21 protein-coding genes and 1 pseudogene are annotated in these 22,613 nt (G+C 40.5%); 9 read left to right on the top strand and 13 right to left on the bottom strand.

The window, feature by feature from the left end:
* Positions 1–10 precede the first annotated feature (10 nt).
* Both lepA and ID47_RS06355 read right to left on the bottom strand, forming a co-directional pair.
* A complete protein-coding gene (gene lepA / locus ID47_RS06360) occupies positions 11–1,804 on the bottom strand; it encodes a translation elongation factor 4 (protein ID WP_038464972.1) in 1,794 nt (597 codons plus the stop codon).
* A 647-nt stretch (positions 1,805–2,451) separates the two neighbouring features.
* Complete coding sequence (locus ID47_RS06355; RefSeq protein WP_038464970.1) at positions 2,452–3,534, bottom strand: SagB/ThcOx family dehydrogenase; 1,083 nt, start codon at positions 3,532–3,534, stop codon at positions 2,452–2,454.
* A gap of 99 nt (positions 3,535–3,633) precedes the next feature.
* Here ID47_RS06355 and ID47_RS13240 point away from each other — a divergent pair, with 99 nt between their 5' ends.
* Entirely contained in the window at positions 3,634–3,810 is a 177-nt protein-coding gene (locus ID47_RS13240) for a hypothetical protein (protein WP_198022252.1), read from the top strand.
* Here ID47_RS13240 and ID47_RS06345 read toward each other — a convergent pair.
* Together ID47_RS06345 and ID47_RS06340 are read right to left on the bottom strand one after the other, a co-directional pair.
* Positions 3,807–4,094 (bottom strand): GIY-YIG nuclease family protein, encoded by a 288-nt coding sequence (locus ID47_RS06345; RefSeq protein WP_038464966.1) that lies wholly within the window; start codon positions 4,092–4,094, stop codon positions 3,807–3,809. The genes ID47_RS13240 and ID47_RS06345 overlap by 4 nt on opposite strands.
* 336 nt (positions 4,095–4,430) lie before the next feature.
* Entirely contained in the window at positions 4,431–4,718 is a 288-nt protein-coding gene (locus ID47_RS06340) for a GIY-YIG nuclease family protein (RefSeq protein WP_038464966.1), read from the bottom strand.
* 682 nt (positions 4,719–5,400) lie between these two features.
* Here ID47_RS06340 and ID47_RS06335 point away from each other — a divergent pair.
* From ID47_RS06335 to ID47_RS06300, 7 genes are all read left to right on the top strand, one after another.
* Entirely contained in the window at positions 5,401–6,291 is an 891-nt protein-coding gene (locus tag ID47_RS06335) for a LysR family transcriptional regulator (RefSeq protein WP_075261570.1), read from the top strand.
* Positions 6,292–7,520: 1,229 nt separating this feature from the next.
* Positions 7,521–8,423, top strand: a complete 903-nt coding sequence (locus ID47_RS06325; RefSeq protein WP_075261569.1) for a LysR family transcriptional regulator — start codon at positions 7,521–7,523, stop codon at positions 8,421–8,423.
* 596 nt (positions 8,424–9,019) lie between these two features.
* Positions 9,020–9,676: a hypothetical protein gene (locus ID47_RS06320; RefSeq protein WP_038464960.1), complete on the top strand. Its 657-nt coding sequence runs from the start codon at positions 9,020–9,022 to the stop codon at positions 9,674–9,676.
* 98 nt (positions 9,677–9,774) lie between these two features.
* On the top strand, positions 9,775–10,131 hold the full coding sequence (locus ID47_RS11790) for a helix-turn-helix domain-containing protein (RefSeq protein WP_051908693.1): 357 nt from the start codon (positions 9,775–9,777) through the stop codon (positions 10,129–10,131).
* 12 nt (positions 10,132–10,143) lie between these two features.
* The gene (locus ID47_RS06310; RefSeq protein ID WP_038464958.1) at positions 10,144–11,118 is read left to right on the top strand and encodes a hypothetical protein; all 975 of its coding nucleotides are present in this window, start codon (positions 10,144–10,146) and stop codon (positions 11,116–11,118) included.
* Positions 11,119–11,159: 41 nt separating this feature from the next.
* Positions 11,160–11,753: a hypothetical protein gene (locus ID47_RS06305; protein WP_038464956.1), complete on the top strand. Its 594-nt coding sequence runs from the start codon at positions 11,160–11,162 to the stop codon at positions 11,751–11,753.
* A 25-nt stretch (positions 11,754–11,778) separates the two neighbouring features.
* A complete protein-coding gene (locus ID47_RS06300) occupies positions 11,779–12,540 on the top strand; it encodes a hypothetical protein (RefSeq protein ID WP_038464954.1) in 762 nt (253 codons plus the stop codon).
* Between the two features lie 93 nt (positions 12,541–12,633).
* Here ID47_RS06300 and pheT read toward each other — a convergent pair whose 3' ends face one another.
* From pheT to ID47_RS06265, 8 genes and pseudogenes are all read right to left on the bottom strand, one after another.
* Positions 12,634–15,006 carry a phenylalanine--tRNA ligase subunit beta gene (pheT, locus tag ID47_RS06295; RefSeq protein ID WP_038464952.1) on the bottom strand — a complete coding sequence of 791 codons (2,373 nt, stop codon included), beginning with the start codon at positions 15,004–15,006 and terminating at the stop codon, positions 12,634–12,636.
* A 3-nt stretch (positions 15,007–15,009) separates the two neighbouring features.
* Positions 15,010–16,054 (bottom strand): annotated as a pseudogene (pheS, locus tag ID47_RS13905) (phenylalanine--tRNA ligase subunit alpha).
* A 406-nt stretch (positions 16,055–16,460) separates the two neighbouring features.
* Complete coding sequence (locus ID47_RS06285; RefSeq protein ID WP_038464950.1) at positions 16,461–17,051, bottom strand: hypothetical protein; 591 nt, start codon at positions 17,049–17,051, stop codon at positions 16,461–16,463.
* A gap of 527 nt (positions 17,052–17,578) precedes the next feature.
* Positions 17,579–17,755 (bottom strand): hypothetical protein, encoded by a 177-nt coding sequence (locus ID47_RS12915; RefSeq protein WP_156956685.1) that lies wholly within the window; start codon positions 17,753–17,755, stop codon positions 17,579–17,581.
* 78 nt (positions 17,756–17,833) lie between these two features.
* A complete protein-coding gene (locus ID47_RS11785; protein ID WP_051908692.1) occupies positions 17,834–18,370 on the bottom strand; it encodes an NUDIX domain-containing protein in 537 nt (178 codons plus the stop codon).
* Positions 18,367–19,506: an adenylosuccinate synthetase gene (locus ID47_RS06275; RefSeq protein ID WP_038464947.1), complete on the bottom strand. Its 1,140-nt coding sequence runs from the start codon at positions 19,504–19,506 to the stop codon at positions 18,367–18,369. Before ID47_RS06275 ends, ID47_RS11785 begins: the two co-directional genes overlap by 4 nt.
* 101 nt (positions 19,507–19,607) lie before the next feature.
* Positions 19,608–20,294 (bottom strand): hypothetical protein, encoded by a 687-nt coding sequence (locus tag ID47_RS06270; RefSeq protein ID WP_038464945.1) that lies wholly within the window; start codon positions 20,292–20,294, stop codon positions 19,608–19,610.
* Positions 20,295–20,363: 69 nt separating this feature from the next.
* Positions 20,364–21,407 carry a COX15/CtaA family protein gene (locus ID47_RS06265; RefSeq protein WP_038464943.1) on the bottom strand — a complete coding sequence of 348 codons (1,044 nt, stop codon included), beginning with the start codon at positions 21,405–21,407 and terminating at the stop codon, positions 20,364–20,366.
* 86 nt (positions 21,408–21,493) lie between these two features.
* Between ID47_RS06265 and ID47_RS06260 the strand changes: the two genes are divergently transcribed.
* Positions 21,494–22,081 carry a hypothetical protein gene (locus tag ID47_RS06260; RefSeq protein WP_038464941.1) on the top strand — a complete coding sequence of 196 codons (588 nt, stop codon included), beginning with the start codon at positions 21,494–21,496 and terminating at the stop codon, positions 22,079–22,081.
* A 46-nt stretch (positions 22,082–22,127) separates the two neighbouring features.
* Here ID47_RS06260 and ID47_RS12910 read toward each other — a convergent pair whose 3' ends face one another.
* The gene (locus tag ID47_RS12910) at positions 22,128–22,412 is read right to left on the bottom strand and encodes a hypothetical protein (protein WP_156956684.1); all 285 of its coding nucleotides are present in this window, start codon (positions 22,410–22,412) and stop codon (positions 22,128–22,130) included.
* Positions 22,413–22,613 lie beyond the last annotated feature (201 nt).

The following is a 22,613-nucleotide window of genomic DNA, read 5'->3' as shown; positions in this document are numbered from 1 at the left end:
TGAGGGGGCGCTAATTGTCATTCATTTTTAAGGCTGCAATAAAGGCGCTTTGTGGAATTTCAACGTTTCCATATTGACGCATTTTCTTCTTACCTTCCTTTTGTTTATCCAAAAGTTTACGTTTACGGGAAATATCCCCGCCATAACATTTGGCAGTAACATCCTTACGCATTGCTGAAACGGTTTCCCTAGCGATAACTTTACCACCAATGGCAGCTTGAATAGCAATTTTGAATAATTGGCGTGGGATTAAATCTTTGAGTCGTTCACAGATCATACGGCCCCGTGCTTCGGCTCGGCCTCGATGGACTAACATCGAGAGGGCATCAACGGCTTCACCATTAACCATGATCGCCACTTTTGCGATATCGCTTTCCTCATAGGAATCCAAGGCATAGTCAAAGGATGCATACCCACGGCTAATGGATTTTAGGCGATCGTAAAAATCAAAAACAACTTCATTGAGAGGCAGTTTATAAACAGCCATAGCTCGGTTGCCGGCATAGGTCAAATCAACCTGCATGCCTCGACGCTCATTACATAAGGTCAACACCGCCCCAAGATATTCATCCGGCACCAAAATTGTTGCTTTAATCCACGGTTCCTCAATTCGATCAATCTTGACCACATCCGGATAGTCGGCGGGGTTGTGCAATTCAATCTGCGTCCCATTTGTCATATAAATTTTATAGACGACACTGGGGGCTGTGGTAATAAGGTCAAGATCAAATTCACGTTCCAAACGTTCTTGGATAATTTCAAGGTGCAGCAATCCTAAGAAGCCGCATCGGAATCCATATCCCAAAGCGGCAGAACTTTCAGCTTCATAATGGAAGCTTGCATCATTGAGTTGCAGTTTGGCTAAGCTGTCGCGGAGCCTTTCAAAGTCTGCGGCATCAACGGGGAATAGTCCGCAAAAGACCACAGGAACGGAGGGTTTAAAGCCGGGTAACGGCGCAGCAGCTTGGCGACGCTCATCCGTAATGGTATCACCAACTTTACAATCGGCAACGGCTTTAATGCTCGCTGTAATAAATCCAACTTCGCCCGGTAATAACTTATCAATTAGAACTTGTTTTGGGGTAAAGTAACCGACACGCTCAACTTCGTAGCTAACGCCGTTGGACATCATGCGAATTTTCATCCCCTTAGACAGAACGCCGTTTTTAACACGCACCAAGATCATGACGCCTAAATAAGGATCGTACCAACTGTCGACCAGCATGGCTTGAAGTGGGGCTGTTTCATCGCCGGTAGGGGCGGGTAAGCGTGTGACGATGGCTTCTAATACCTCTTGGATGCCAAGGCGTGACTTGGCAGAGGCAAGAACAGCATCGGATGCATCAAGTCCAATAACATCTTCAATTTGTTGTTTGACACGATCAGGGTCAGCTGCCGGTAAATCAATTTTATTGAGAACGGGGATAATTTCATGATTGTTATCAATGGCTTGATAAACATTCGCCAGTGTTTGGGCCTCTACTCCTTGGCTGGCATCGACAATTAAAAGAGATCCTTCACAGGCGGCAAGAGATCGGCTGACTTCATAAGCAAAGTCGACGTGACCAGGTGTATCCATCAAGTTTAATTGATACGTATTCCCATCCTGCGCTTTATAATTTAGGCGGACTGTTTGGGCCTTAATTGTAATGCCTCGTTCCCGTTCAATATCCATGGAATCTAATAATTGATCTTTCATTTCCCGTGCTTCAATGGCGCCGCAGAATTCAATTAAACGATCAGCCATGGTGGATTTTCCATGATCAATGTGAGCGATGATAGCAAAGTTACGAATGTTTTTCATTAATCTTACAGTAAACAAATTGAGTTATTTCATTTTTAAATGAACAGGTCCTGAAACGCAATCAGAGAATAGGACACGAACTTTTTTTAACATCTTTTGGCCAGGAAAATTTAAAAATATTTATTAAATCCTTATAAAATTTAATAGAATAGGTGTCATTAAAAAAATGGTTAAAAATAATTAATTGTAAAGTTCATTGAATTATTTTTCAGAAATGGTGAAAAAATCAAAAAAACAGCATTTTAGAGGCTTGAAAAAGTCTTAATAAAGTATTAAAACCTTTTTCAGATTGTTGTTCTTTCGATCAAAGCCCTCGTTATTCATGTAATTTCGGGGGCTTTGTTATGGGGTAAAAGTATGTTTGGTTTTCGTAAAATTATTTCTTCTCTCCTGCCTTGTTTCTTATATCAAGATGGTGGTGGTAACATCCTTTGCAATGGATATCGCTGCTCCGTCACCTCAGATTGTTTTAAATAAAATGCGAAGGAGATTATTAAGCAAAATTTATCCATTTTACTAAAAGTATCAAAAGATAAGGCCTTTTGAAAAGGGAAGTATGCTTGATTACTCTCTGCGGCGTAATCCCACCTTACTGTTATAAGAGGGAGGGAGGGGGGCTTGCTAAACCCACTCCACCCCTCGCAAGCCTATTCTTTAGACTGTCCTGACGGGAGGGAGTCTAACTGTGACAACATATACTGATCCACAGTCATATTGTTACCATAGCCAACCCCAATAAAGAATAAAGGTTGCTCAGTTGTAGACGTAAGAGATAAAAACTTTTCGACGTTGGAATCGCTAAAAGCTCCGGTTAACCAAGTATCAAGGCCGAGTGCTGTTGCGGTTAGTAAGACCGATTGAGACGCATGGCCACTATCGATTAAGGTCATACGGTATCCACGCGAATGAGGATATTTCCACCAGCCTTTTTCAAACCGGGCTGTTAGAAATATTCCTACAGCCAATCCTTCTGCAAAATATTGACCATACAAAAGCTGGACTAACTCAGCTTCGACAGATTTTTCCTCGATTAAGGTTAGATGATGATCAACTGAATCATAGTGATAAATACCAGGCGTTAAGCCGTCGACTCTCAAGGCAACAATATAGGCTTCTTCTGGATGTAATCCCCCGGCAGAAGGAAAAGATTTGCGCCGCCCAAGGATCTGTAATCCATTATCTTCTAAGTCAGACCATTTTTCATGAATGGGACCTAAGCTGACAAACAACAGGGTGCTTAAATATTCAAGAGAAATGGGCTCTCCTTTAAAGGAACGGTTGGTTTTGCGCCTTTTTACCACCTCTAGAAAACCGTTTTGATCTAATAATGAAAGGTCAGGTTGAGGCAAAGAAATCGGATTCCCTTCTTTTTGGATATGAAAAGCAGGGGGGTGAGAGGCAATAGATTGGCAATAGGTCAGATAATTCTCTGTCCATTCTTCTTTTGTTAGGCCCATTAAATGTTCTGCAATATCTTTGGTCCCGATATGGAAGATTTTAGAAAGGTAATCCCATCCCCATTCACCTTCATGAATAGGTTCTTTTGAAATTAGCTGAGCCTCTTCTAACTCCTGATCTATAGGGGACGGGGAGTCTATTTTGTTTAACGACCAGAGTTTTAAGCGTTCCATATACTCTGGCTCTAGGGCAAATTGACTATGGTGAAGATAGTCCCAAACAATAAATTCTCCATCTTTGAGTAAGAAAAATAAGTAAGGATTTATATGCATTATAATGTCCGTTTTATTAGTGAGCTTTCCAGGAAGAAAGGGCTGATTATTTTTATGCCTTTACCTTACTCTTCTTCGTCCTTTTATAAAAGGGGGTTTATGGTAGAGAAAGGAGAAAGATCGGCCGGGAAAAGAGAGAGAATAAAGAATATTTATTCCCCGGACTTGATCCGGGGTCTCGAGCTTACAAGGGCAATTGTCTGCTATCTCGAGATCCCGGCTCTTCGGCCGGGAATAGGAGGAAGGGAGGGCCGGGAAGGAAAGATTTACCGCTAGATTAATTCATAATAAAGGTCGCGCCACTCTTTATTATCTTTTTCTATTAAGTCTATTTTCCATTGCCGCATCCATTTTTTCATTTGCAGTTCTCTATAGCGAACGGATTCAAGAGTATGCCCAATTTCATAATATACTAACTGATGTACACCATATCGTTTAGTGAAGCCGTCTACAGCATTTGATTTATGCTCGAATACTCTGCGAATCAAATCAGTTGTTGAGCCAATATAAAGAACACCCTGGCGTCTTGAAGCTAAAATATAGAGATAATATTGCTTCATATCAAATTCCCTCTGTTACACCTAATTTTGTATGTCTAACAAAAAGCAAATTTTTTAGAAATAATTTTTTTATAGATAATTTTTCTTTTGTTGTTCTTCTCACTTCCTATTTTCCCCGGACTTGATCCGGGGTCTCGAGCTCACAAGGGCCGTCGCTCGCCATCTCGAGATCCCGGCTCTTCGGCCGGGAAAAGGGAGAGAATAAATAAAAAAGGTCCTATCCCCGGACTTGATCCGGGGTCTCGAGCTTACAAGGGCAATTGTCTGCTATCTCGAGATCCCGGCTCTTCGGCCGGGAATAGGAGGAAGGGAGGGCCGGGAAGGAAAGATTTACCGCTAGATTAATTCATAATAAAGGTCGCGCCACTCTTTATTATCTTTTTCTATTAAGTCTATTTTCCATTGCCGCATCCATTTTTTCATTTGCAGTTCTCTATAGCGAACGGATTCAAGAGTATGCCCAATTTCATAATATACTAACTGATGTACACCATATCGTTTAGTGAAGCCGTCTACAGCATTTGATTTATGCTCGAATACTCTGCGAATCAAATCAGTTGTTGAGCCAATATAAAGAACACCCTGGCGTCTTGAAGCTAAAATATAGAGATAATATTGCTTCATATCAAATTCCCTCTGTTACACCTAATTTTGTATGTCTAACAAAAAGCAAATTTTTTAGAAATAATTTTTTTATAGATAATTTTTCTTTTGTTGTTCTTCTCACTTCCTATTTTCCCCGGACTTGATCCGGGGTCTCGAGCTCACAATGGCAATTGTCTGCCATCTCGAGATCCCGGCTCTTTGGCCGGGAAAAGAGCGAGAATAAATAAAAAAAGGTCCTATCCCCGGACTTGATCCCCAATCAAGTTGAGGACAGGCCCGGGGTCTCGATCTCACAAGGGACATCGTTTGGCATCTCGAGATCCCGGCTCTTCGGCCGGGAAAAAGAGAGAATAAATAAAAAAGGTCCTATCCCCGGGCTTGATCCGGGGTCTCGGAATCATAAGGGCCATCATTTGCCATCTCGAGATCCCGGCTCTTCGGCCGGGAAAAAGAGAGAATAAATAAAGAAAGGTTCTATCCCCGGGCTTGATCCCCAATCAAGTTGAGGACAGGCCCGGGGTCTCGAGCTTACAAGGGCAATTGTCTGCCATCCCGAGATCCCGGCTCTTCGGCCGGGAAAGGAAGCACATTGTGAAAAAAGATTTAATCACCCTCATACATAAAATTAACCTTTATTTTAAAAATTCATTTTAATATAAGAATTGATATATATATTTATGAAATAAAGCGGACCTTAACCATGAGACCCATAGATCTGTCTAAATTAAGACCATTTTACATGGCTGCTCGAGAAGGAAATATAACCAAGGCCGCTCGGAAACTTAATGTTACCCAACCATCGCTTAGTGAACTCATTAGTGATTTAGAATATAACTTAAAAGTGCAGCTTTTTGAGCGACTTCCAAGGGGAGTCCGTCTCACACCTCAAGGGGAAAGATTGTACCTCTATGCTAGGAAAGTTGTGGAAGAGCATGAAGCTTTTGAGGAATCTTTTTATGAAAAAGAAGACAATATTAGAGGCGAACTTAAAATTATTACTTATCCCTTTGTAGGAGCTGAATGGTTAATCCCTAGCCTTAATAAGTTTATAAAAAATTATCCGGCGGTCGACATAAAAATTCATTTAGAGCCTGAAAACATTAATCCTGCAGAAGCAGATATAACCTTAGCAACCTATATTCCCCATCAACCCCACCTTATACAAAAACCATTATTTTCCGCTCGCACACATTTATTCGCAAGTAAAGATTACCTTAAAAGATATGGTATCCCTCAAACGCCAGAGGATCTGGATAATCATCGATTAATTACCTATCGTGGTAATTATTACTCAACCGATAGGAGTATAAACCTTCTCCTTCACACAGGTCTTAAGGCTAATGAGCCTCTCAGAAAATCTAAATTAGAAATAGATTCTTTAAACGGAATGATGAATGCCGCTTTACAAGGGTACGGTATTGTCGAACTTCCCAATTATCAAGTGGTGTTAAATTCTGGATTAGAAATAGTACTACCAAATATTTATGGGGAAGACATTATGTTGTATTATATTTTTCTTGCAAATAGAAAAAATTCTAAAAAACTTAATAAGGTGTATGAATATTTTCTTAAAAGCGGTATTAAACTTTAAAAATAGGAAATACTCTCTTTAACTTATTCACCTTAGAATTAAATCTTCCCCATCTTCTTTAATTAGATACTTACAATAAGAACGCAAAAATGAATGGATGCTTTAGCGTTCTCAAAATTTATTTTACGCATAATTTTTCTCCTTATTTTTTATCAACTATTGATTGATATTATGGTTTTTTTTAACTATCCGTTTATTTAATTACCTTTTTCTATCTCTTTAAGTCAATGCCCCAAATACACTGGCAGTAGGAAGAATTTTACCCTATATTTTTCTAGAAAAATTATGTAATTGATATAATTAAATTTTTTCATTTATTTTTGAGGAGGAGCAAGCACCTCTTATAATTTTAATATTTTCTTCATGGAACGCTTGAGCTCCAACTTCCTTAAAGAGACCTCATCCCCGGACTTGATCCCCAATCAAGTTGAGGACAGGCCCGGGGTCTCGAGCTCACAAGGGCCATCGCATGCCATCTCGAGATCCCGGCTCTTCGGCCGGGAAAAGGGAGAAAATGGTAAAATAGTAGTCATACAAAAGAACTTATTCCCCGGGCTTGACCCGGGGTCTCGAGCTCATAAGGGCTATCGTTTGGCACCTCGAGATCCCGGCTCTTCGGCCGGGAAAAGGGAGAAAATGGTAAAATAGTAGTCATACAAAAGAACTTATTCCCCGGGCCTGACCCGGGGTCTCGAGCTCACAAGGGCCATCGCTTGTTATCTCGAGATCCCGGCTCTTCGGCCGGGAAAAGGGAGAAAATGGTAAAATAGTAGCCATACAAAAGAACTTATTCCCCGGGCTTGACCCGGGGTCTCGAGCTCACAAGGGCGCGCGCCGTCGCTTGCCATCTCGAGATCCCGGCTCTTCGGCCGGGAAAAGGGAGAAAATGGTAAAATAGTAGCCATACAAAAGAACTTATTCCCCGGGCTTGACCCGGGGTCTCGAGCTCACAAGGGCGCCATCGCATGCCATCTCGAGATCCCGGCTCTTCGGCCGGGAAAAGAGAGAGAATAAATAAAAAAGGTCCTATCCCCGGGCCTGACCCGGGGTCTCGAGCTCATAAGGGCCGTCGCTTGCCATCTCGAGATCCCGGCTCTTCGGCCGGGAAAGGAAGCACATTGTGAAAAAAGATTTAATCACCCTCATACATAAAATTAACCTTTATTTTAAAAATTCATTTTAATATAAGAATTGATATATCTATTGATGAAATAAATCGGACCTTAACCATGAGACCCATCGATCTGTCTAAATTAAGACCATTTTACATGGTTGCTCGAGAAGGCAGCATGACAAAAGCTGCCGCAAAACTTAATGTGAGCCAACCTTCGCTCAGCGTTTTAATTAGTGACTTAGAATACAACCTTAAAACACAACTTTTTAAACGATTTCCGGCAGGAATGCGGTTAACAGCCCAAGGAGAAAGATTATATGCTTTTGCTGAAAAAATGCTTCAGCAAGCAGATAATTTTGAGAGAGTTTTTTATGAAAAAGAAGGTGAGGCGGAAGGGGAAATAAAAATCATTACCACTCCTTTTGTGGGTTCAGAATGGCTTGTCCCAAGTTTAGATGATTTTTTAAATAAATATCCTGATATAAGAACAAAAATTTTTTTGACGACTGATAATATTAATATTAATGAAGGAGATGTGGCGATATGCACCTTCATACCTCACCAGCCTCATTTAATACAAAAACCACTTTTTAATGCCCGGATAAGATTATTTGCCAGCCCTTCTTACTTAAAAAAATATGGTACTCCACACACCCCCGAAGATTTAGATGATCATCATCTTATTACCTACAAAGATAACTATTATACCTCCCATGGAAGTACAAATTGGGTGCTTAATTTAGGCATAAAAAAAGGAAGCGGTCCCCGCCATCCTTATTTTGAAATAAATTCTTTACACGGAATGTTTAATGCAGCTTTAAAAGGATATGGGATTGTTGAACTCCCAGATTACCCTATTATTACAGAATCTAAATTAGTAGAAGTTTTACCTGACATACAGGGTGAATTTATCCCTCTATACTACTCCTTTTTAGAAAACAGAAGATTCTCAAAAAAAATCAGCTTATTATTTAATTATTTGGCTAAAAAAAGTAAAGCAGTAAGTATGGAAGGATAAATACTCCAGTTAAAAATTCTTGGAAACTGTGATGCTTAAATGAGGAACAGCTTTACGGTTTTCCAATATTAATTTATGCATAATTTTTCTCCTTATTTTTTATAATCAACTATTGATTGATATTATGGTATTTTTCAATTAGACGCTTATTTAGTATCGTTTTGAGGATTAAAAGTCAATACTCCCCCCTTACAATTTTAAAGAATTTTTTCTCTTCATTTCCCCTTTCCATCATGAAAATTTATAACTTTTGTAGTATCAATTTTTTATAATTATCTCTCATTATTAAAAGAGCTATTTTTCTATTATAGAAGGTATAGAGAAATATTATATTCATTATTAGCTATAATAATTTTTTTAAAGCTAAATTTTTTATTCAAAATTTTATTAACTTAATTTTTTTATGCTTTTACCGTTTCATTACTTTTCCTGCTATATTATTGGCTGAAAACCTGACTTTTCTTTATCTCCTGATAGAAAAATTTTATATCCAAAATCCCACCTTAGTATTAGCCCTGCTAGAAAAAATTCATTAATTACAGCAAGACACTAATGACTTTTAAAGAAATATGATGACTAGAGTAGAGAGGATAAATATGTTAAGCATCGTAAAAAATTACGTTACATCGTGGAAGACGGAAGAGTTGGCTTTTTCTTATGAGCTTGACTGTTCAGTAACGCCGGCAGGGTTGACATTAACATTGCATCAGCTACAGACCGCGTTCTCTTTAGCTATAACAATCCAACCTTCTCCTGATTCTTTACGCATCAGCAGTTTTACGCTTGAAGAAGAGTCCTATTTAGGTGATCTCTCTCAACCCTTGTATGATGCGGCGTTGATTGAAATGGTGCTTCAAGGGTTAGATTTAATTGCCTTTTGTGCTCAACGCTTTAACAAGCAAGAGGTTAATTTTATGCTTTCTTCGGATGACGCCGATCATCTGACTTCTTTAAAAAGTCTATTCCAGTCCATCTCTTCCCATACCACCATTCATGGAAAACGCCAACTGTTAAGCCTGGTGATAGACGAGGCGTTCTTTGAAACTATGGAAAGCATGACAATTCAACTGCACCAAAAATTGTGGGGTCATCAAAAGTCAGATTTAGTGGTGAGAAAATATTTACAAAGTGCCGATCGAACAAATGCTCCGGTCTTAAGTTTCCTTTCACTTCAGAAAAAACAAGGGCTTCAAGATCAAGCCAGCAATGTGATTTCTTTTCCAAAAAGACCTCACCGCAGAACAGCCATCTAAAATCACCCGAAGAAAGATTCTACCCCCAAGAAGAGTCTCTTTTTTGGGCTCATAAACCATGCGTATAAGAAAATTTTACTACAAGGTAGTCATTTAGAATGAAGCCAAAATTGACATCGATAGAAGCCTATATTGGCCAACAAATAAGAAAAAGACGAGTGTCTTTAAACCTTAAACAGCATGATTTAGCCAAGTTGCTTAAGATAACCCCGCAACAACTTTCTAAATATGAACGGGGGATGGATAAGTTACCACCTTACCGCCTGTATCAACTGTGTAAGGTGCTGTCTGTTACGCCTAACTTTTTTTTCGAAGGGTTAGAAGGGATCTCCATCTGTCTGACTGAAGAGGGAAACTGGCTGGCATATGAGAATTTAAAAGGACAAAAAGTTCACATTAAACTTTGTGAACTTTATGGAACTGTTTCCGATGTGAAAGTTGTCCAGAAAGACTAGAGGCCCCACATTATGACCCCTTTACCTTATTGTTTCTTCCCCACCACAATTCTTTGTATAGGAAAAACCTATCAGCAAAACCAATTTTTAAGGGATCAATCTGTCGCTTCTTATAAGCATTGTGCCACCCCTCAAACCGCCCTTGCTTATTTAAAGAAAGCAGACAGGTCAGCTATTCTCTTTGACCGTGTTGTTCACCAAGAGCAGGACCTTTTTGACGTGAGCAGTATTAATTACCTGTATGAAGAAATTTATAACCCCCGCCGCTATGAAACGGTTTCTTGTATCATTTATCGCAATAAATTACCAGACCCAGCGGAGTTAAGCTTTTTCGAGGCAATGGAAGATTTTCCAGCTAAAAAGATTCTAGTCACCGAAGATAGAGATGAAAAAACGATTGTGACGGCCTTTAATCAAGGCCTCATCAATTTTTATGTTTGCACTCAAGATCCGGATGCATCCACCCTTTTAAAAGAGTTTATTCAGCAAAGCCAAAAAGATTATTTCCAATCCACGGTCAATGCCATCATTAATCCTATTTTAGAAGACTGGCAGAAAGATAATGGCAATCTGAATGTCTTATTGGATCCAGGCTTTATGGAATACTTCCACACCTTTATTAAGAACGGCAACTTTACAGAATACTACCTTCTGGATGTCACCGGCAGTTTCTTATTCCTGGATGCCCAAGGGAAAGCCAGTGTGTTGTTTGTTTTTGATGAGCAAAGCTTTGCGGATCAGTGTCAGACAGTGGAGCATTTCGTGCGGTCCAATTATAGCTTATCCATGAACCTTATCGAGGATCTAAAGCAACAGCGTCAGACGATCTGTTTTCCCTTTATCTACCGTCAAGAGTTTGATCACTTTGAGCGATATATAGAACCTGTTCAGATCTTAGAAGGCCAACAGCGTTACTATATGGCCCATAGCAAAGGGATCGATTATTTAAATGATCTCATCGTTTTAGACAGAAGGCAGTCTTCTTAATAAAACAAGTTCTTGTAATATTAAAGTTTAAGGAAAAAATTATGCATAAAAATTGCGGGTTAATACTTCTTTTTACCGCCTGCCTAGCGGGATGTGGCCCTCGCTCAACGCTGACCACGGAAAAAGATCCTATGATGGGAGAGGAACACTGTATTGCAACGATTCGTGGCATGGAGCTCACCGGCGTTGATGATAGTGAGCTTGTGCTTAAACATCAGTCAGCTTCCAAACCTATTAAAGCTACCTTGAATCTCGCTCATAAAGGCGTCAGGGATTACACAGTTAATGCAAATGAATCTTTAACGATGGTTGTGGATGAAAAAATTTATCCTCTTGAAATTATAAATTCGACAAAAGACGCCGTTGAGGATGTTCAGTATGCCAATGTTAATTACGCTCCGACGGCGAGTATAAGGCTCGGCTTTGTTAAGGAAGTAACAAGACGGCGGATAACTTTCCTCCTCACGAAAGAGAACATTGCTCATCTCTTACAAGCTAAAACAGTCAAATTCCAAATTACTGTCTCGCCCGCTTCGGCAGGCTCTTCAAGTCTTTATCCGATTGTTGTTGCTTTGAAAGAGAGTAATCGTCAATCGATTAAAGAATTTTCAACCCAGTGCTACATCACTAAATAAGTATAAACAAACAAAGGAGATATAAATGAAACAAAAAACGACATGGTTCATTGCGATGGCGGGTGTGCTCGCCTTATCAGGCTGTGCCACTCATCAGGAGTTTGTGCCATTGCATGCAACTGTCCGTAAAGAAATTGGCAGCACCGACGCGTATGCTGAAGACTGCCAAACGACTCTGATTGCGGATGTGGAACGGTCACATGTGTCAACTTATATGGGAGGCGGGTTACTTTTTGCTCTCGTCGATGCGGCTATAGAATCACACCGGGAAGGTTGTGCCAATGATGCAATGGTTGACATTCAAAAAGGTTTTGTAACTTATAATGCTCAGGAAAAGGTTAAAGCTCATTTTTCCCAAAGTTTGAAGCAAGCCGAGTGGTTGCATGCAGGGCAGGTGCAATCGGTCAAGGCTCTGGATGAACCGACCCAGATAAATTTCACTCAAAAATCTAAGAGTGATACTGTTTTGACAGGGAGAATGGTTTATAAATTTAACCCTGATCTTAGTGTATTAACAGGCATCATTTATCTAACGGTTTATCCGACTAGTCAAAAACTTAGAGCCTTAGTCAATGCTGGAGATCCCCTTCAAAAGCCGGTCTTTAAAGTTAATGTTAAGGCTGCAGAGGCGTTGCCCCTTAGAGATAAAGACTTAGAAGCGAATGCGAAAAAATGGGCTGACAATGATAACCGTCTTTTAAAGGAAGCTTTAGATAAAATTACAAATCAAGCATTTTCCAATCTTGATCGTGCTTTAAAGAATCCTGAATATATTTCAGACCGATAAACAAATCTTGAAAGCAGTTATAAGAAAAGTGGAGAGAACTCTCTCCACTTTTTTATCGTCAATTTTATCGTTGAATTTAATTAGAAGTTGATTTTACTCTCGGATTTTTCCACCGGTTGTTTTTGCTACTTGATCGATAATCTTATGGGAAAGATCATGGATTTCTGTATCGGTCAGTGTTGCCTTGGTTGGTTCCAAGCGAACTTGAACAGCAACAGATTTTTTGCCTTGTTCCATTTTTTCACCGGTATAAACATCAAATACACTCACATTCGTAATCAGCTGTTTGTCCGTTTTTAAAATTGTTGAAACAATTTTGTCAGCGGGTAAATCTTGATCCACCACAAAAGCAAAATCGCGCGTTACAGATTGTAAATTCGAAAAGGCAGCAATCGACTTTTTCAGTTTGATGTCCGGCAAGAGATCCACAAAGACTTCAAAACCCACGGCCGGGAAATCAATATCAAACTGTTTCAATACCCGAGGATGAATCTCCCCAAAATATCCAAGGATGCGATTACCCTGACGAATGGTGCCACTGCGGCCGGGGTGATAATAAGATACAGCCCCTTGTTCAATCTGGTAGGATGTGCCGGATAAACCGGTTGCAGATAGAACAGCTAAAGCATCAGCCTTTGCATCAAAGGCGTCAACGACACGGGGTTGCGATTGCCAGTGACGTTCATGCGTATGATGAGAGCGCAGACCGGTGGCCATCAATTGTTGGCCTTGAGCTGAAAATTGGGCCGCAATTTCAAAGAGTCTTGAGTTCTGCAGATCCCGGTTATGATTACGCAGCGCTGCATCCAATAGGTTAGGCAAGATGCTTGGTCGCATTATTTTCATTTCAACACTAATGGGGTTTTCAATCGTTAAGTGAGATGCCTGGCCTCCAAAAAATTGGGCTTTATCCTCAGAAATAAAGGCCCATGTTTGTGTTTCATTTAGACCCCGGCTGGCCAATGCTTGGCGAATAACTTCAGTCTTGCGCGGTGCCCTTGGCTTAATCGGAATTTGTGGAAGTGGAATCGCTGGAATATTGTCATAGCCAATGAGACGCAATATTTCCTCAACCAAATCTGCTGCCCCTTCAATATCGGGCCTGAAGGAGGGGGGGACAACCATCAATTCAGTTTTATCGGCCTTAACAGTAAATCCAAGACGAGACAAAATCTCTTCAGCTTCTTTAAGCGTGACTTCAAAGCCACTCAAGGACCACAGTTTATTCTGCGTCAACGTAAGGGGGGGTACTGGTTGTTTTTTTGGTTTACCCTGCGTGTGATTGGCTATGGTTGTATGGCTTGGTTCTCCGCCACACCAGTTCAAAATTAATTGAACGCCAGCCTGTATTCCAGCCTCAATGCTATGGGGATCCACGCCCCGTTCAAAACGCGTGCGAGCATCGCTCAAGATTTGCAATTCGCGTCCTGTTGTTGCAACTTTGATGGGATCCCAAAGAGCACATTCTAGAAACACATCAACGGTTTCTTCGGTGGCACCACTGTCGCGACCTCCCATAATGGCGCCCAATGAAACAATTTCATTGCCCGACCTTATAATTGTTGTGTCTTTTGATAGGGTATAGTCTGTGGCATTCAAAGCTTTAAAAATTTCACCATCTTGGGCCGACGTAATAACTAAATCATCCTGCAGTTTTTTGGCGTCAAAAACGTGCAAAGGCCGGCCTAAATCAAGGGTGATATAATTTGTGACGTCCACTAACGCATTGATGGATCGTTGCCCCACCGCTTCAAGACGGCGACGTATTGCCTCTGGCGCCATTCCATTTTTAACGTTGCGAATATAAACGCCATGGAATTCCTGGCACATTTGAGAATCATCAATCGTCACTTTAACGGGAGAGTCAAACTTACCAACAAAGGGTTTATAGGTGAGAGGCTTTAAGGTGCCAAGACCGCTCGCTGCTAGGTCGCGTGCAATTCCACGGACTCCAAAACAATCAGAACGGTTAGGGGTAATGGCGAGCTCAACGACCGAATCGTTAAGGCCCAAAGCTTCTGCTAGCTCCATCCCAGGTGTTAGATTTTCTTCCAGCTCCATAATGCCATCCTGATCTTCACCCAGCATCAATTCACGCGCTGAACAGATCATGCCATGGCTTTCAATATCGCGGATCACCCCTTTTTTCAGAGCTTGGCCAGTAATTGGGATCACAGTTCCTTCCCGGGCAAAGGCGATTTTTAAGCCTTGACGAACATTCGGGGCGCCGCAAACAACTTGCAATAATTTGCCAGAACCATCATCAATTTTACAGAGACTGAGGCGATCCGCATTGGGATGTTTATCGCGTTCAACAACATGGGCAACAACAAAACCTTTTAGCTTTTCTGCCGGATTTTCTACACCTTCCACTTCCAGCCCAAGGTTAACGAGTTTGTCGCAGATTTCTTGAAGGGTTGCGGTTGTGTCAAGATGGTCTTTTAACCAAGATAATGTAAATTTCATGGATTATTTTCCTCCGAAAGGTGAAAAGCCATAATGGCTTAGCCAGCGACCATCAGATTCAAACATAGAGCGTAAATCCGGGATACCATATTTCAACATGGCAAAGCGGTCTACACCAAATCCAAAGGCAAAACCTTGGTATTCTTCTGGATCAATGCCACAATTTTTAAGAACATTGGGGTGGACCATACCACAGCCAAAAATTTCAAGCCAGTCATTACCCTGACCAAATTTAATACCACCACCGCTGCGATCACACCCTACATCCATTTCAGCCGAGGGCTCTGTAAATGGAAAAAAGCTGGGACGAAAACGGAATTTTAGATCTTCAATTTCAAAGAAATGCTTGCAAAAATTGATGACGGTTCCTTTTAAATGGCCAAAATTAATGCCTTTATCGATGACCAGGCCTTCGATTTGATGAAACATGGGGGTGGTGAGTGGCATCATAATCATTCCGATACACTCGCCCAGGTGCTAAGATCCTAAGAGGGGGTTGTTGCCGACGCATGGTGCGAATTTGTACTGTTGAAGTATGAGTGCGCAAGAGTTTTCGGATTCCCGATTCATCGGGCATCATATAGAAAGTATCATGCGATTGGCGGGCAGGGTGATGGTCCGGCATATTAAGGGCTGAAAAGTTATGATCTTCATCCTCGACTTCGGGACCGCTTGCAATATCAAAACCAAAATTAGAGAAGTATGCCGTAATCTCATTCATGACTTGAGAAATGGGATGGATGCTGCCGCTTGGTTCAGGCCGAATTGACAGCGTGACATCCACTTTTTCTTTAAGAAGACGATCGGCAAGCTCTAATTCTTCTAACTGGCCTTTACGATGTTCAATGCTATCGGTGATGACAAGCTTTAAGTGGTTGATCTCAGCCCCTTTTTCCTTACGTTCTTCGGGCGCGAGGCTTCCCAATGTTTTAAGAAGGGAGGTAATTTCGCCAGCTTTTCCAAGTAAACGTACTCTTAATTCTTCTAAATCACGAATTGACTGACAGGCCTGAACTTCCGTTTGCCATTGCTGTAGTTGCTGCGACATCGATATTCTCAATAAACAAAAAAATTTGCTTAATTTTAACACAGGACAACAAAATGGGAAAGGGGCATCATAGAAAGATTGAGAGCTAATTGCTGTATAACTTCCATTGCCACTGGTCGATGTTACAATTGCTGCTGTTCCCCAATATATTGCTAGCCGTAAAAGAGCGTATCTTAGATTTTTCCTTCAATTTATGATCTAGAGAGAATGTGTTTTCCAAAGGATTATTAAAATAAATCCTCTGGCAGGTTTTCTATGGGTTGATGAGGGTATATTTCTAAAACCCAATAAAAATAATTGCAAGATTTTTGGAGATTTAATCCAATTCCCTTGCAATCACTTCGTTCAATAACCGACCTACTTTCTGGTCTCAGAAAATTGGATAGCCAGAGGCAGAGGAAGCCATCTATTTCCACATATTTCCTTGGTGAATAGTAACGTTTCCTTGTGGAGTGCAGGATTGTTCGTCAAAGCTCACAAATGCATATTTGCAAAAGTTACTGCTTATCTGTTCAATTAACTCAAAAGCATAGGAGGGTCCCGCTAGCAATTGATCTGCCGCCTTTAGGTTTGACAAATAATCTACTAAGGTTGACAAGGGTGAATTTTCCGCACCCATTAGCGAACCCCCACTTAAGGTATAGGCATTACCATGAATGTCTATTTGCTGAAGCAAACCGCCGGCTGTATACTGATTCCATGAGTTTCTAAGCTCTGGGGGGCAAAAAAGAGCTTCACTGATACCATTGTCAGCATTATTTGAATCTGTATTACTAAAGGTTAAATAGGCGACGGCAGTGGCTGTGGCTGCTACAGCTGCTACGGCATAGGATTCTCGATGAGCCGTTATATGATTAACGACAGCGTTATAAGTTCCCCTGAACCAACTTTCGTGTTGAATTACTTCAGCAACATCTGTGGCAGATGAAAATTGGAGTTGACTGGCTGAGGCTGCACAAATAATTGCTATATTTATCTTGGTTTTTTTATTCAGCATTTGTAATTTTCTTTCAATAATTAATTTTTTAATAATGATTATTTAATTAATTATTATTGTTTTGTAGTTAAAATAATTTTCACGTAAAAATCAATATCTTTTTTAATGGATTGAGCGACGAGCTTTAAGGTGGGGCAAGGTTTTGCTAGCTTTTTAACCCTTTCATAGTTTTCTCAGTGTTGAATTTTGATAGATGAGGTTAATTTGAGAAGGATGGGAGGCATATAAGGGACACTTTTAAGGGGATTAGTCTTATTTTGTAAACATTCCAGGCTTTGCCTGTCTCAATTTAACTGACTATATTATATCCTGCTTCATTAAGGCAAAGGAGCATATGCTGAAATAACCTCAATGCCAATTGCTAGGCTGAAGTAGGTGGGATATTGTTTGCCTTGTCGAGCGAGAGGGTGTGGAGATTACGATTTAAGGAAGAGGGTAAAATAAAGTCTGATGACTTGTAAATGAGGACGCTTTCTTATGAGAAAGCGTCCCCTTATAAACTGTTCAATAAATGATAATATTTTTGATTAGTTGGTGGCAGGAATGGAGGTAGAAGGCGCCACATTATGGCCGGCATTATTTTTATAAGAATAATGCCCCTCACTAACTATTTGAGCCTTAGGTGTAGTGTTTAAGTTTTTGAGTACCTGTGGATCACCATCAAAGCATTCCGTTAATTTAACTGTTACCTCATATAAAAGCATATAGATGGCTTTGGTACGGCGATTATCATTTTCCTTTTTCAGAGAAATAAATGTCCTTTTTTGAAGAAAATCAATATATTACAAAAAACAGTCAACTGTATTTAAAATAACCTGCCGAACTTCTTCGTTACTCATAGCCATTACATCTTGATTTTCTAAACTCTCGTACCAGTTCTCTTTTTGATAGAACTTTTTCAAATGCGCTGGCAGATTTTTGAGTAACGCCATGTTATAGACAGGGAAGAATCCGCTCGCCAGTTCTTTAAATGTAATCCAACGACAAACACCTTCGCCATGGCCAGGCTTTAAGAGGGGGCGTTCTAAAAGGATTCCATCATCCACATAAAAGGTGATAACATCAAAAGGGCTGTCTGCTGCCCGAAAAATAGGCGTAAGTTTATAGAGCGTTAGATCTACGCCTGTCTCTTCCAGAGTTTCGCGAATGGCCGCTTGATAAAAATTATCGCCAATCTCTAATTTCCCACCGGGCATGCCAAATGCTGTTGGATCGTTCTTGCGAGCCGTGCCCAGAACATAACCGTCTTTATCAAAAATGAGAACACAAGACACCATCTTCTGGCCGGAGTGGGTTTTTATTGTCTCTGCCCTCTTCATTCGCCCAACTTCATGGTGAAGGGGTTTTGACGCATGACAGTATCTCGCGCGGATGGGCCGGTCGAAATGATTGCTACGGGAAGTTCTGTTTCCTTTTCTAGAAACTTAATGAAAATCCGATAGTTATGATCCAGATCCTGATAGATTTTGACCCCTTTCGTATTTTTCCAACCTTTGAACTCTTTGTAGATTGGTTTGACTTGAGCCTGAAGGGCTGGCTCGAGCGGTAGGCCTTCGAGAGGCTCGCCATTCACTTCATACCCCATACAGACTTTTACAGTTCCAAATCCATCTAACATCTCGCCATTGGCGAGGGCCAAAGCCGATATTCCGTTTATTTTGATGAGCCGTTTTAAGGTGAAAAGATCCAGACATCCGTCTTCCCTTTGGGCAGCTTTGTAAAGATCCACCACATCCATGATAAGGTTGTCTTTAAATTTAAAACCTAAGTTGGCATCTTTATTACCATCAATCAAGATTGGCTGGTCAGTTGTATGGAATTTAATAAGCTCAACAGTCACATCGCTTATATAGGGGACAATTTTAGGAGCGTACTCTTTAAAGAATGAAATAACCACACTGGTTTTAAGTTCAGGTTTACCATAACTTCGTCGCAAAGCATTATGGAGGATCATGATTTTTTCTACTTTTTCCTTAAAAACAGCACTATTTTCTTCCTGGTCAAGACCGACCAGATCTTTGGCAAAAATTTTTATGGTGCCCATTTGATCGGCTCCAATATTTTCCAGAGCGTGCTGAATTGGTAGACTCAGGGGAGCATCAGCTGCAATCTTAAGGTTTTGAGGGGATATTTTTATACCATTTGCTTCATTTTTTTGAATTTCGTGAGTCAAAGCTTCTGCGTTGATGGTTATTCCTGAACCCAGGATACACAAAACATTTTCTTTAGTAATGGCTGAGGGAATAAGGTTAGAACCAGCATTGGTATCAATGGCTAAACGGTAGATAACGGTGGCTTTGTCAGCCAATAGATCCGTAATCTTATTTTTTGCTTTATCACAAGATTGGGTACTAATAATGGTTACTGATTTTGCGATCTTTCCCTTTGCATAACCATTTGAGGTATCAGTTGATATTAGAAGGCTTGTAAAGATTAAGAAAGCCTTTTTAAACATGGTAGAAGGGACTGTCTTAAGGTGGACAACACTTATATTATATCGTCCATCCCCCGTTAATTCAATCAGATTATTCTTAAAGCTTGCCTAAAGAAGTATTTTTATCGAATCGGTTTAAAAAGTTTTTCAGAGTGACATCCCATTTTACTGATGGTGACGGGATAGTTTCGATTTTGATAAGATTCAGAGGCTTTGGTTAGTGGAATGCCTTTTCTTTTATAAATTTCTGCGCGAACGGTGTCAATTATAGTATGAAAATCCAGGTTGGAGCATTGTTCCAAAGGTTTTCCGAATTTCATCCGAATCATCAAGCTGACTTGTTCAGACGCTTTTTTGGGGGCATAAGTTTTTAATTCTGGATAAAGAAGGGCGAAATAGTTTGCTAAAACATTGCGAACCGAGCCAATGTTACGTTTATGAGCTTCCCCTTTAGTTTGCTCAAAGAATACAATGTTGAGCGTATTTAGGTTGTCTGGTGTTAAGGTGGAATTCATATTTCCTTCAAAGGTAAATTTAGCAAAAAGAGGGACCATACAAACATCATGTAAGCGTTCATCTCTCATCTCTGCTGTCGCTACTGATAAGGGACGTAAAGGTTGATTGTTTTTACATAGTTCTGGATGATTTGCACAAAAACTGGCGGCACACTTTTTCCCTACGGATTTGCACTTATTGCATTTTTTCATGTAATAATTCAGATCAGCACACTTTGTTGTGTTGCAATCTATTAAACAAATGCTCAAGGCAGGTGTTGCAAGTAAGATGATAAGGGCAATTAGTTTTTGCATGGGAGGCTCCTTCACTATTTAGTCTAGGATAAAAATGTTGATGAATAGTGAAGGAGGCCGGATTTTTTCTCAGTCGTAAGCTCGACGATTCATATTATAAATTACCGTTAACATTAAGCCTAACACGACAACGGCTGTCCCTTGATGCAATGTTCCAAGGCTAACAGGGACAACATGTACTAAGGTCGTAATTCCCAGAATGACCTGAAAGACGATGGCGATGATCATCAATTTAGCAGAGCCTTTAACAATTTTACCATAGTTGGCGCGCATTACCCCTATCATTGCAGAAATGACTAATGCCATGGTGATAACAGCAAGGGTGCGGTGAACCCATTGAATAGTCGCTGGATTTTCCAAGAAATTTAACCATACGGGGGACAGATAAGCCCATTCGGTGGGGATAAAGTCGCCCCCCATGAGAGGATATGTATTGTACATTTTTCCTGCTTTTAAACCTGCTACGAAACCACCATAAATGATCGTCAGGACAATTGCTAACGCTGAAAAATGAACAAGCATAACTGTTGTTTTACTTGTCGGAGATTTTACCACTTTCTCATTAGGATAAAGATGACGCAGACCTGCAAAAAACAAAACACCAAATAAAATTAAAGCTAGGACAAGATGGACCGTTAGTCGGTAATGGCTAACACTTGGGTCTTTGACAAGACCACTTTTCACCATATACCATCCCATAAAGCCCTGGGCCATTCCTAAGACGGCGACTCCCAGTGACATCTTTTTTAACCCTGGTGTTAGTTGCCCGCGGGCCCAGAAATAGAGGAGCGGAATAAAGAAGAATAACCCAATTAAGCGTCCAAGCAATCGATGGGAATATTCCATAAAGAAGATGAACTTGAATTCGGATAAGGTCATGCCATGATTAATCAGTTGATATTCTGGAAATTGTTGGTATTTTGCAAATTCTTCAAGCCAAGCGGCTTCGGTAAAGGGAGGGATGATGCCAACAATTGGCTTCCATTCAACAATTGATAAGCCTGAATGGGTCAGCCGTGTAGCACCACCCAGCATGATCATAAGCCAAATAAGGAAGCAAGAGCCAAACAACCAAAGGATGATCCCTCGATTGGTTTTCAGTGAATCTTTCATAAAATCCTCAAAAAAATAAAATACTATTCAAAATAGTTATAGCCTGAGATATAATGAATTCAAACAGGGAATCGGAGTTTTTTCTCATGAAAGCTATTTTATTTGCAGCAACTTTGTTATCTTCTTCAATGGCTGCAACTCTTGCAGTTAAGGGCCCGTTGACGGAAAAGTCGGCTTACCACCTGCACGAGGTCTTTGTGCAGAACAGCGGGGCAAGGCTGGATGGTACTCCTTACAAACAATACAATGTGACTCTCGGCTATATTGCAAACGTTGAATCGCAAGATGCGGATCAGCTGACCAAAGTAATCAATGGTTGGTTAGAGGCTAATAGAGATAAGATTCACGGTATGAAGTTTCGGGTAGATCGAGCTGAATCGGATTCTAAACGGGTGATGATCACAGGCGAGCATATGACCAATGAGTTTTACTGCCTACGGGATGGATTACGAACGGCAGTTGAGGCTGCAAAAGTACCCAGTGGTCGTCGCTATACGCTCGCTTTAAATTGCAAAGGTATCTTTGTTCCGTCAATTTATGTCGGTAGTATTGAAGGGGTTACGCCAAAGCGGGTGACAAAAACCATTAATCGCCGTATTGAACAATCCCATATTATTCACAATGACCCCTACTTTGAAGTAGAGGTTGATAACCTAAAACTGTATCAGAATTAAAAATTAGAAGGAGGGGGAGGGGGCAGAGTCGTCAGATTTTGCTTCATCATCCTTTATGATTGACAATATCTCTATTAAAAGCATAAGGCATAACCATAAGAGAAGTTAAGATGGCTAAGGCTATTTGGAAAACCTCATCTTCTTGATGCAGCCACCCACAGATGGTTAAATAGCTAAATAAGTAGATTAAAAAAGCCCCCGGACCAACAAGCAAGAAGGTTTTCCAGAGAGAGTTATAGATGATTCTAAATCCTTTAAAGGGAATAGATGGTAACTGGCGTAGAGCAATAAATATTAAGGGTAAAGTCAGAGTGGCATTAAGTGTTTCCACAAAGATAATCCTGGTAAGAGAGAAAACTGGAATCTCGCCCGTTTCTGATAAATTAAACAGCCTTAATATAAAGTTGCGATAAGACTCTAGCCAGCCCTGATTCAAAGAGTAAAACAAGCTTAGGGCAAATATTGATAGTAACAAGAAATACAAGCTAAGGCTGTATAAAAAGGCGCGCCAATTCAAGGAATACCAAATCTT

The organism is Candidatus Paracaedibacter acanthamoebae (assembly GCF_000742835.1).
GTDB lineage: Bacteria > Pseudomonadota > Alphaproteobacteria > Paracaedibacterales > Paracaedibacteraceae > Paracaedibacter > Paracaedibacter acanthamoebae.
This window is presented reverse-complemented; position numbering and strand designations above follow the sequence as displayed.

Bases quoted from the DNA above. Each gene is read 5' to 3' on its own strand.
- lepA (WP_038464972.1), bottom strand. From the start codon at position 1,804: ATGAAAAACATTCGTAACTTTGCTATCATCGCTCACATTGATCATGGA.
- ID47_RS06355 (WP_038464970.1), bottom strand. From the start codon at position 3,534: ATGCATATAAATCCTTACTTATTTTTCTTACTCAAAGATGGAGAATTT.
- ID47_RS13240 (WP_198022252.1), top strand. From the start codon at position 3,634: ATGGTAGAGAAAGGAGAAAGATCGGCCGGGAAAAGAGAGAGAATAAAG.
- ID47_RS06345 (WP_038464966.1), bottom strand. From the start codon at position 4,094: ATGAAGCAATATTATCTCTATATTTTAGCTTCAAGACGCCAGGGTGTT.
- ID47_RS06340 (WP_038464966.1), bottom strand. From the start codon at position 4,718: ATGAAGCAATATTATCTCTATATTTTAGCTTCAAGACGCCAGGGTGTT.
- ID47_RS06335 (WP_075261570.1), top strand. From the start codon at position 5,401: ATGAGACCCATAGATCTGTCTAAATTAAGACCATTTTACATGGCTGCT.
- ID47_RS06325 (WP_075261569.1), top strand. From the start codon at position 7,521: ATGAGACCCATCGATCTGTCTAAATTAAGACCATTTTACATGGTTGCT.
- ID47_RS06320 (WP_038464960.1), top strand. From the start codon at position 9,020: ATGTTAAGCATCGTAAAAAATTACGTTACATCGTGGAAGACGGAAGAG.
- ID47_RS11790 (WP_051908693.1), top strand. From the start codon at position 9,775: ATGAAGCCAAAATTGACATCGATAGAAGCCTATATTGGCCAACAAATA.
- ID47_RS06310 (WP_038464958.1), top strand. From the start codon at position 10,144: ATGACCCCTTTACCTTATTGTTTCTTCCCCACCACAATTCTTTGTATA.
- ID47_RS06305 (WP_038464956.1), top strand. From the start codon at position 11,160: ATGCATAAAAATTGCGGGTTAATACTTCTTTTTACCGCCTGCCTAGCG.
- ID47_RS06300 (WP_038464954.1), top strand. From the start codon at position 11,779: ATGAAACAAAAAACGACATGGTTCATTGCGATGGCGGGTGTGCTCGCC.
- pheT (WP_038464952.1), bottom strand. From the start codon at position 15,006: ATGAAATTTACATTATCTTGGTTAAAAGACCATCTTGACACAACCGCA.
- ID47_RS06285 (WP_038464950.1), bottom strand. From the start codon at position 17,051: ATGCTGAATAAAAAAACCAAGATAAATATAGCAATTATTTGTGCAGCC.
- ID47_RS12915 (WP_156956685.1), bottom strand. From the start codon at position 17,755: ATGCTTTTATATGAGGTAACAGTTAAATTAACGGAATGCTTTGATGGT.
- ID47_RS11785 (WP_051908692.1), bottom strand. From the start codon at position 18,370: ATGAAGAGGGCAGAGACAATAAAAACCCACTCCGGCCAGAAGATGGTG.
- ID47_RS06275 (WP_038464947.1), bottom strand. From the start codon at position 19,506: ATGTTTAAAAAGGCTTTCTTAATCTTTACAAGCCTTCTAATATCAACT.
- ID47_RS06270 (WP_038464945.1), bottom strand. From the start codon at position 20,294: ATGCAAAAACTAATTGCCCTTATCATCTTACTTGCAACACCTGCCTTG.
- ID47_RS06265 (WP_038464943.1), bottom strand. From the start codon at position 21,407: ATGAAAGATTCACTGAAAACCAATCGAGGGATCATCCTTTGGTTGTTT.
- ID47_RS06260 (WP_038464941.1), top strand. From the start codon at position 21,494: ATGAAAGCTATTTTATTTGCAGCAACTTTGTTATCTTCTTCAATGGCT.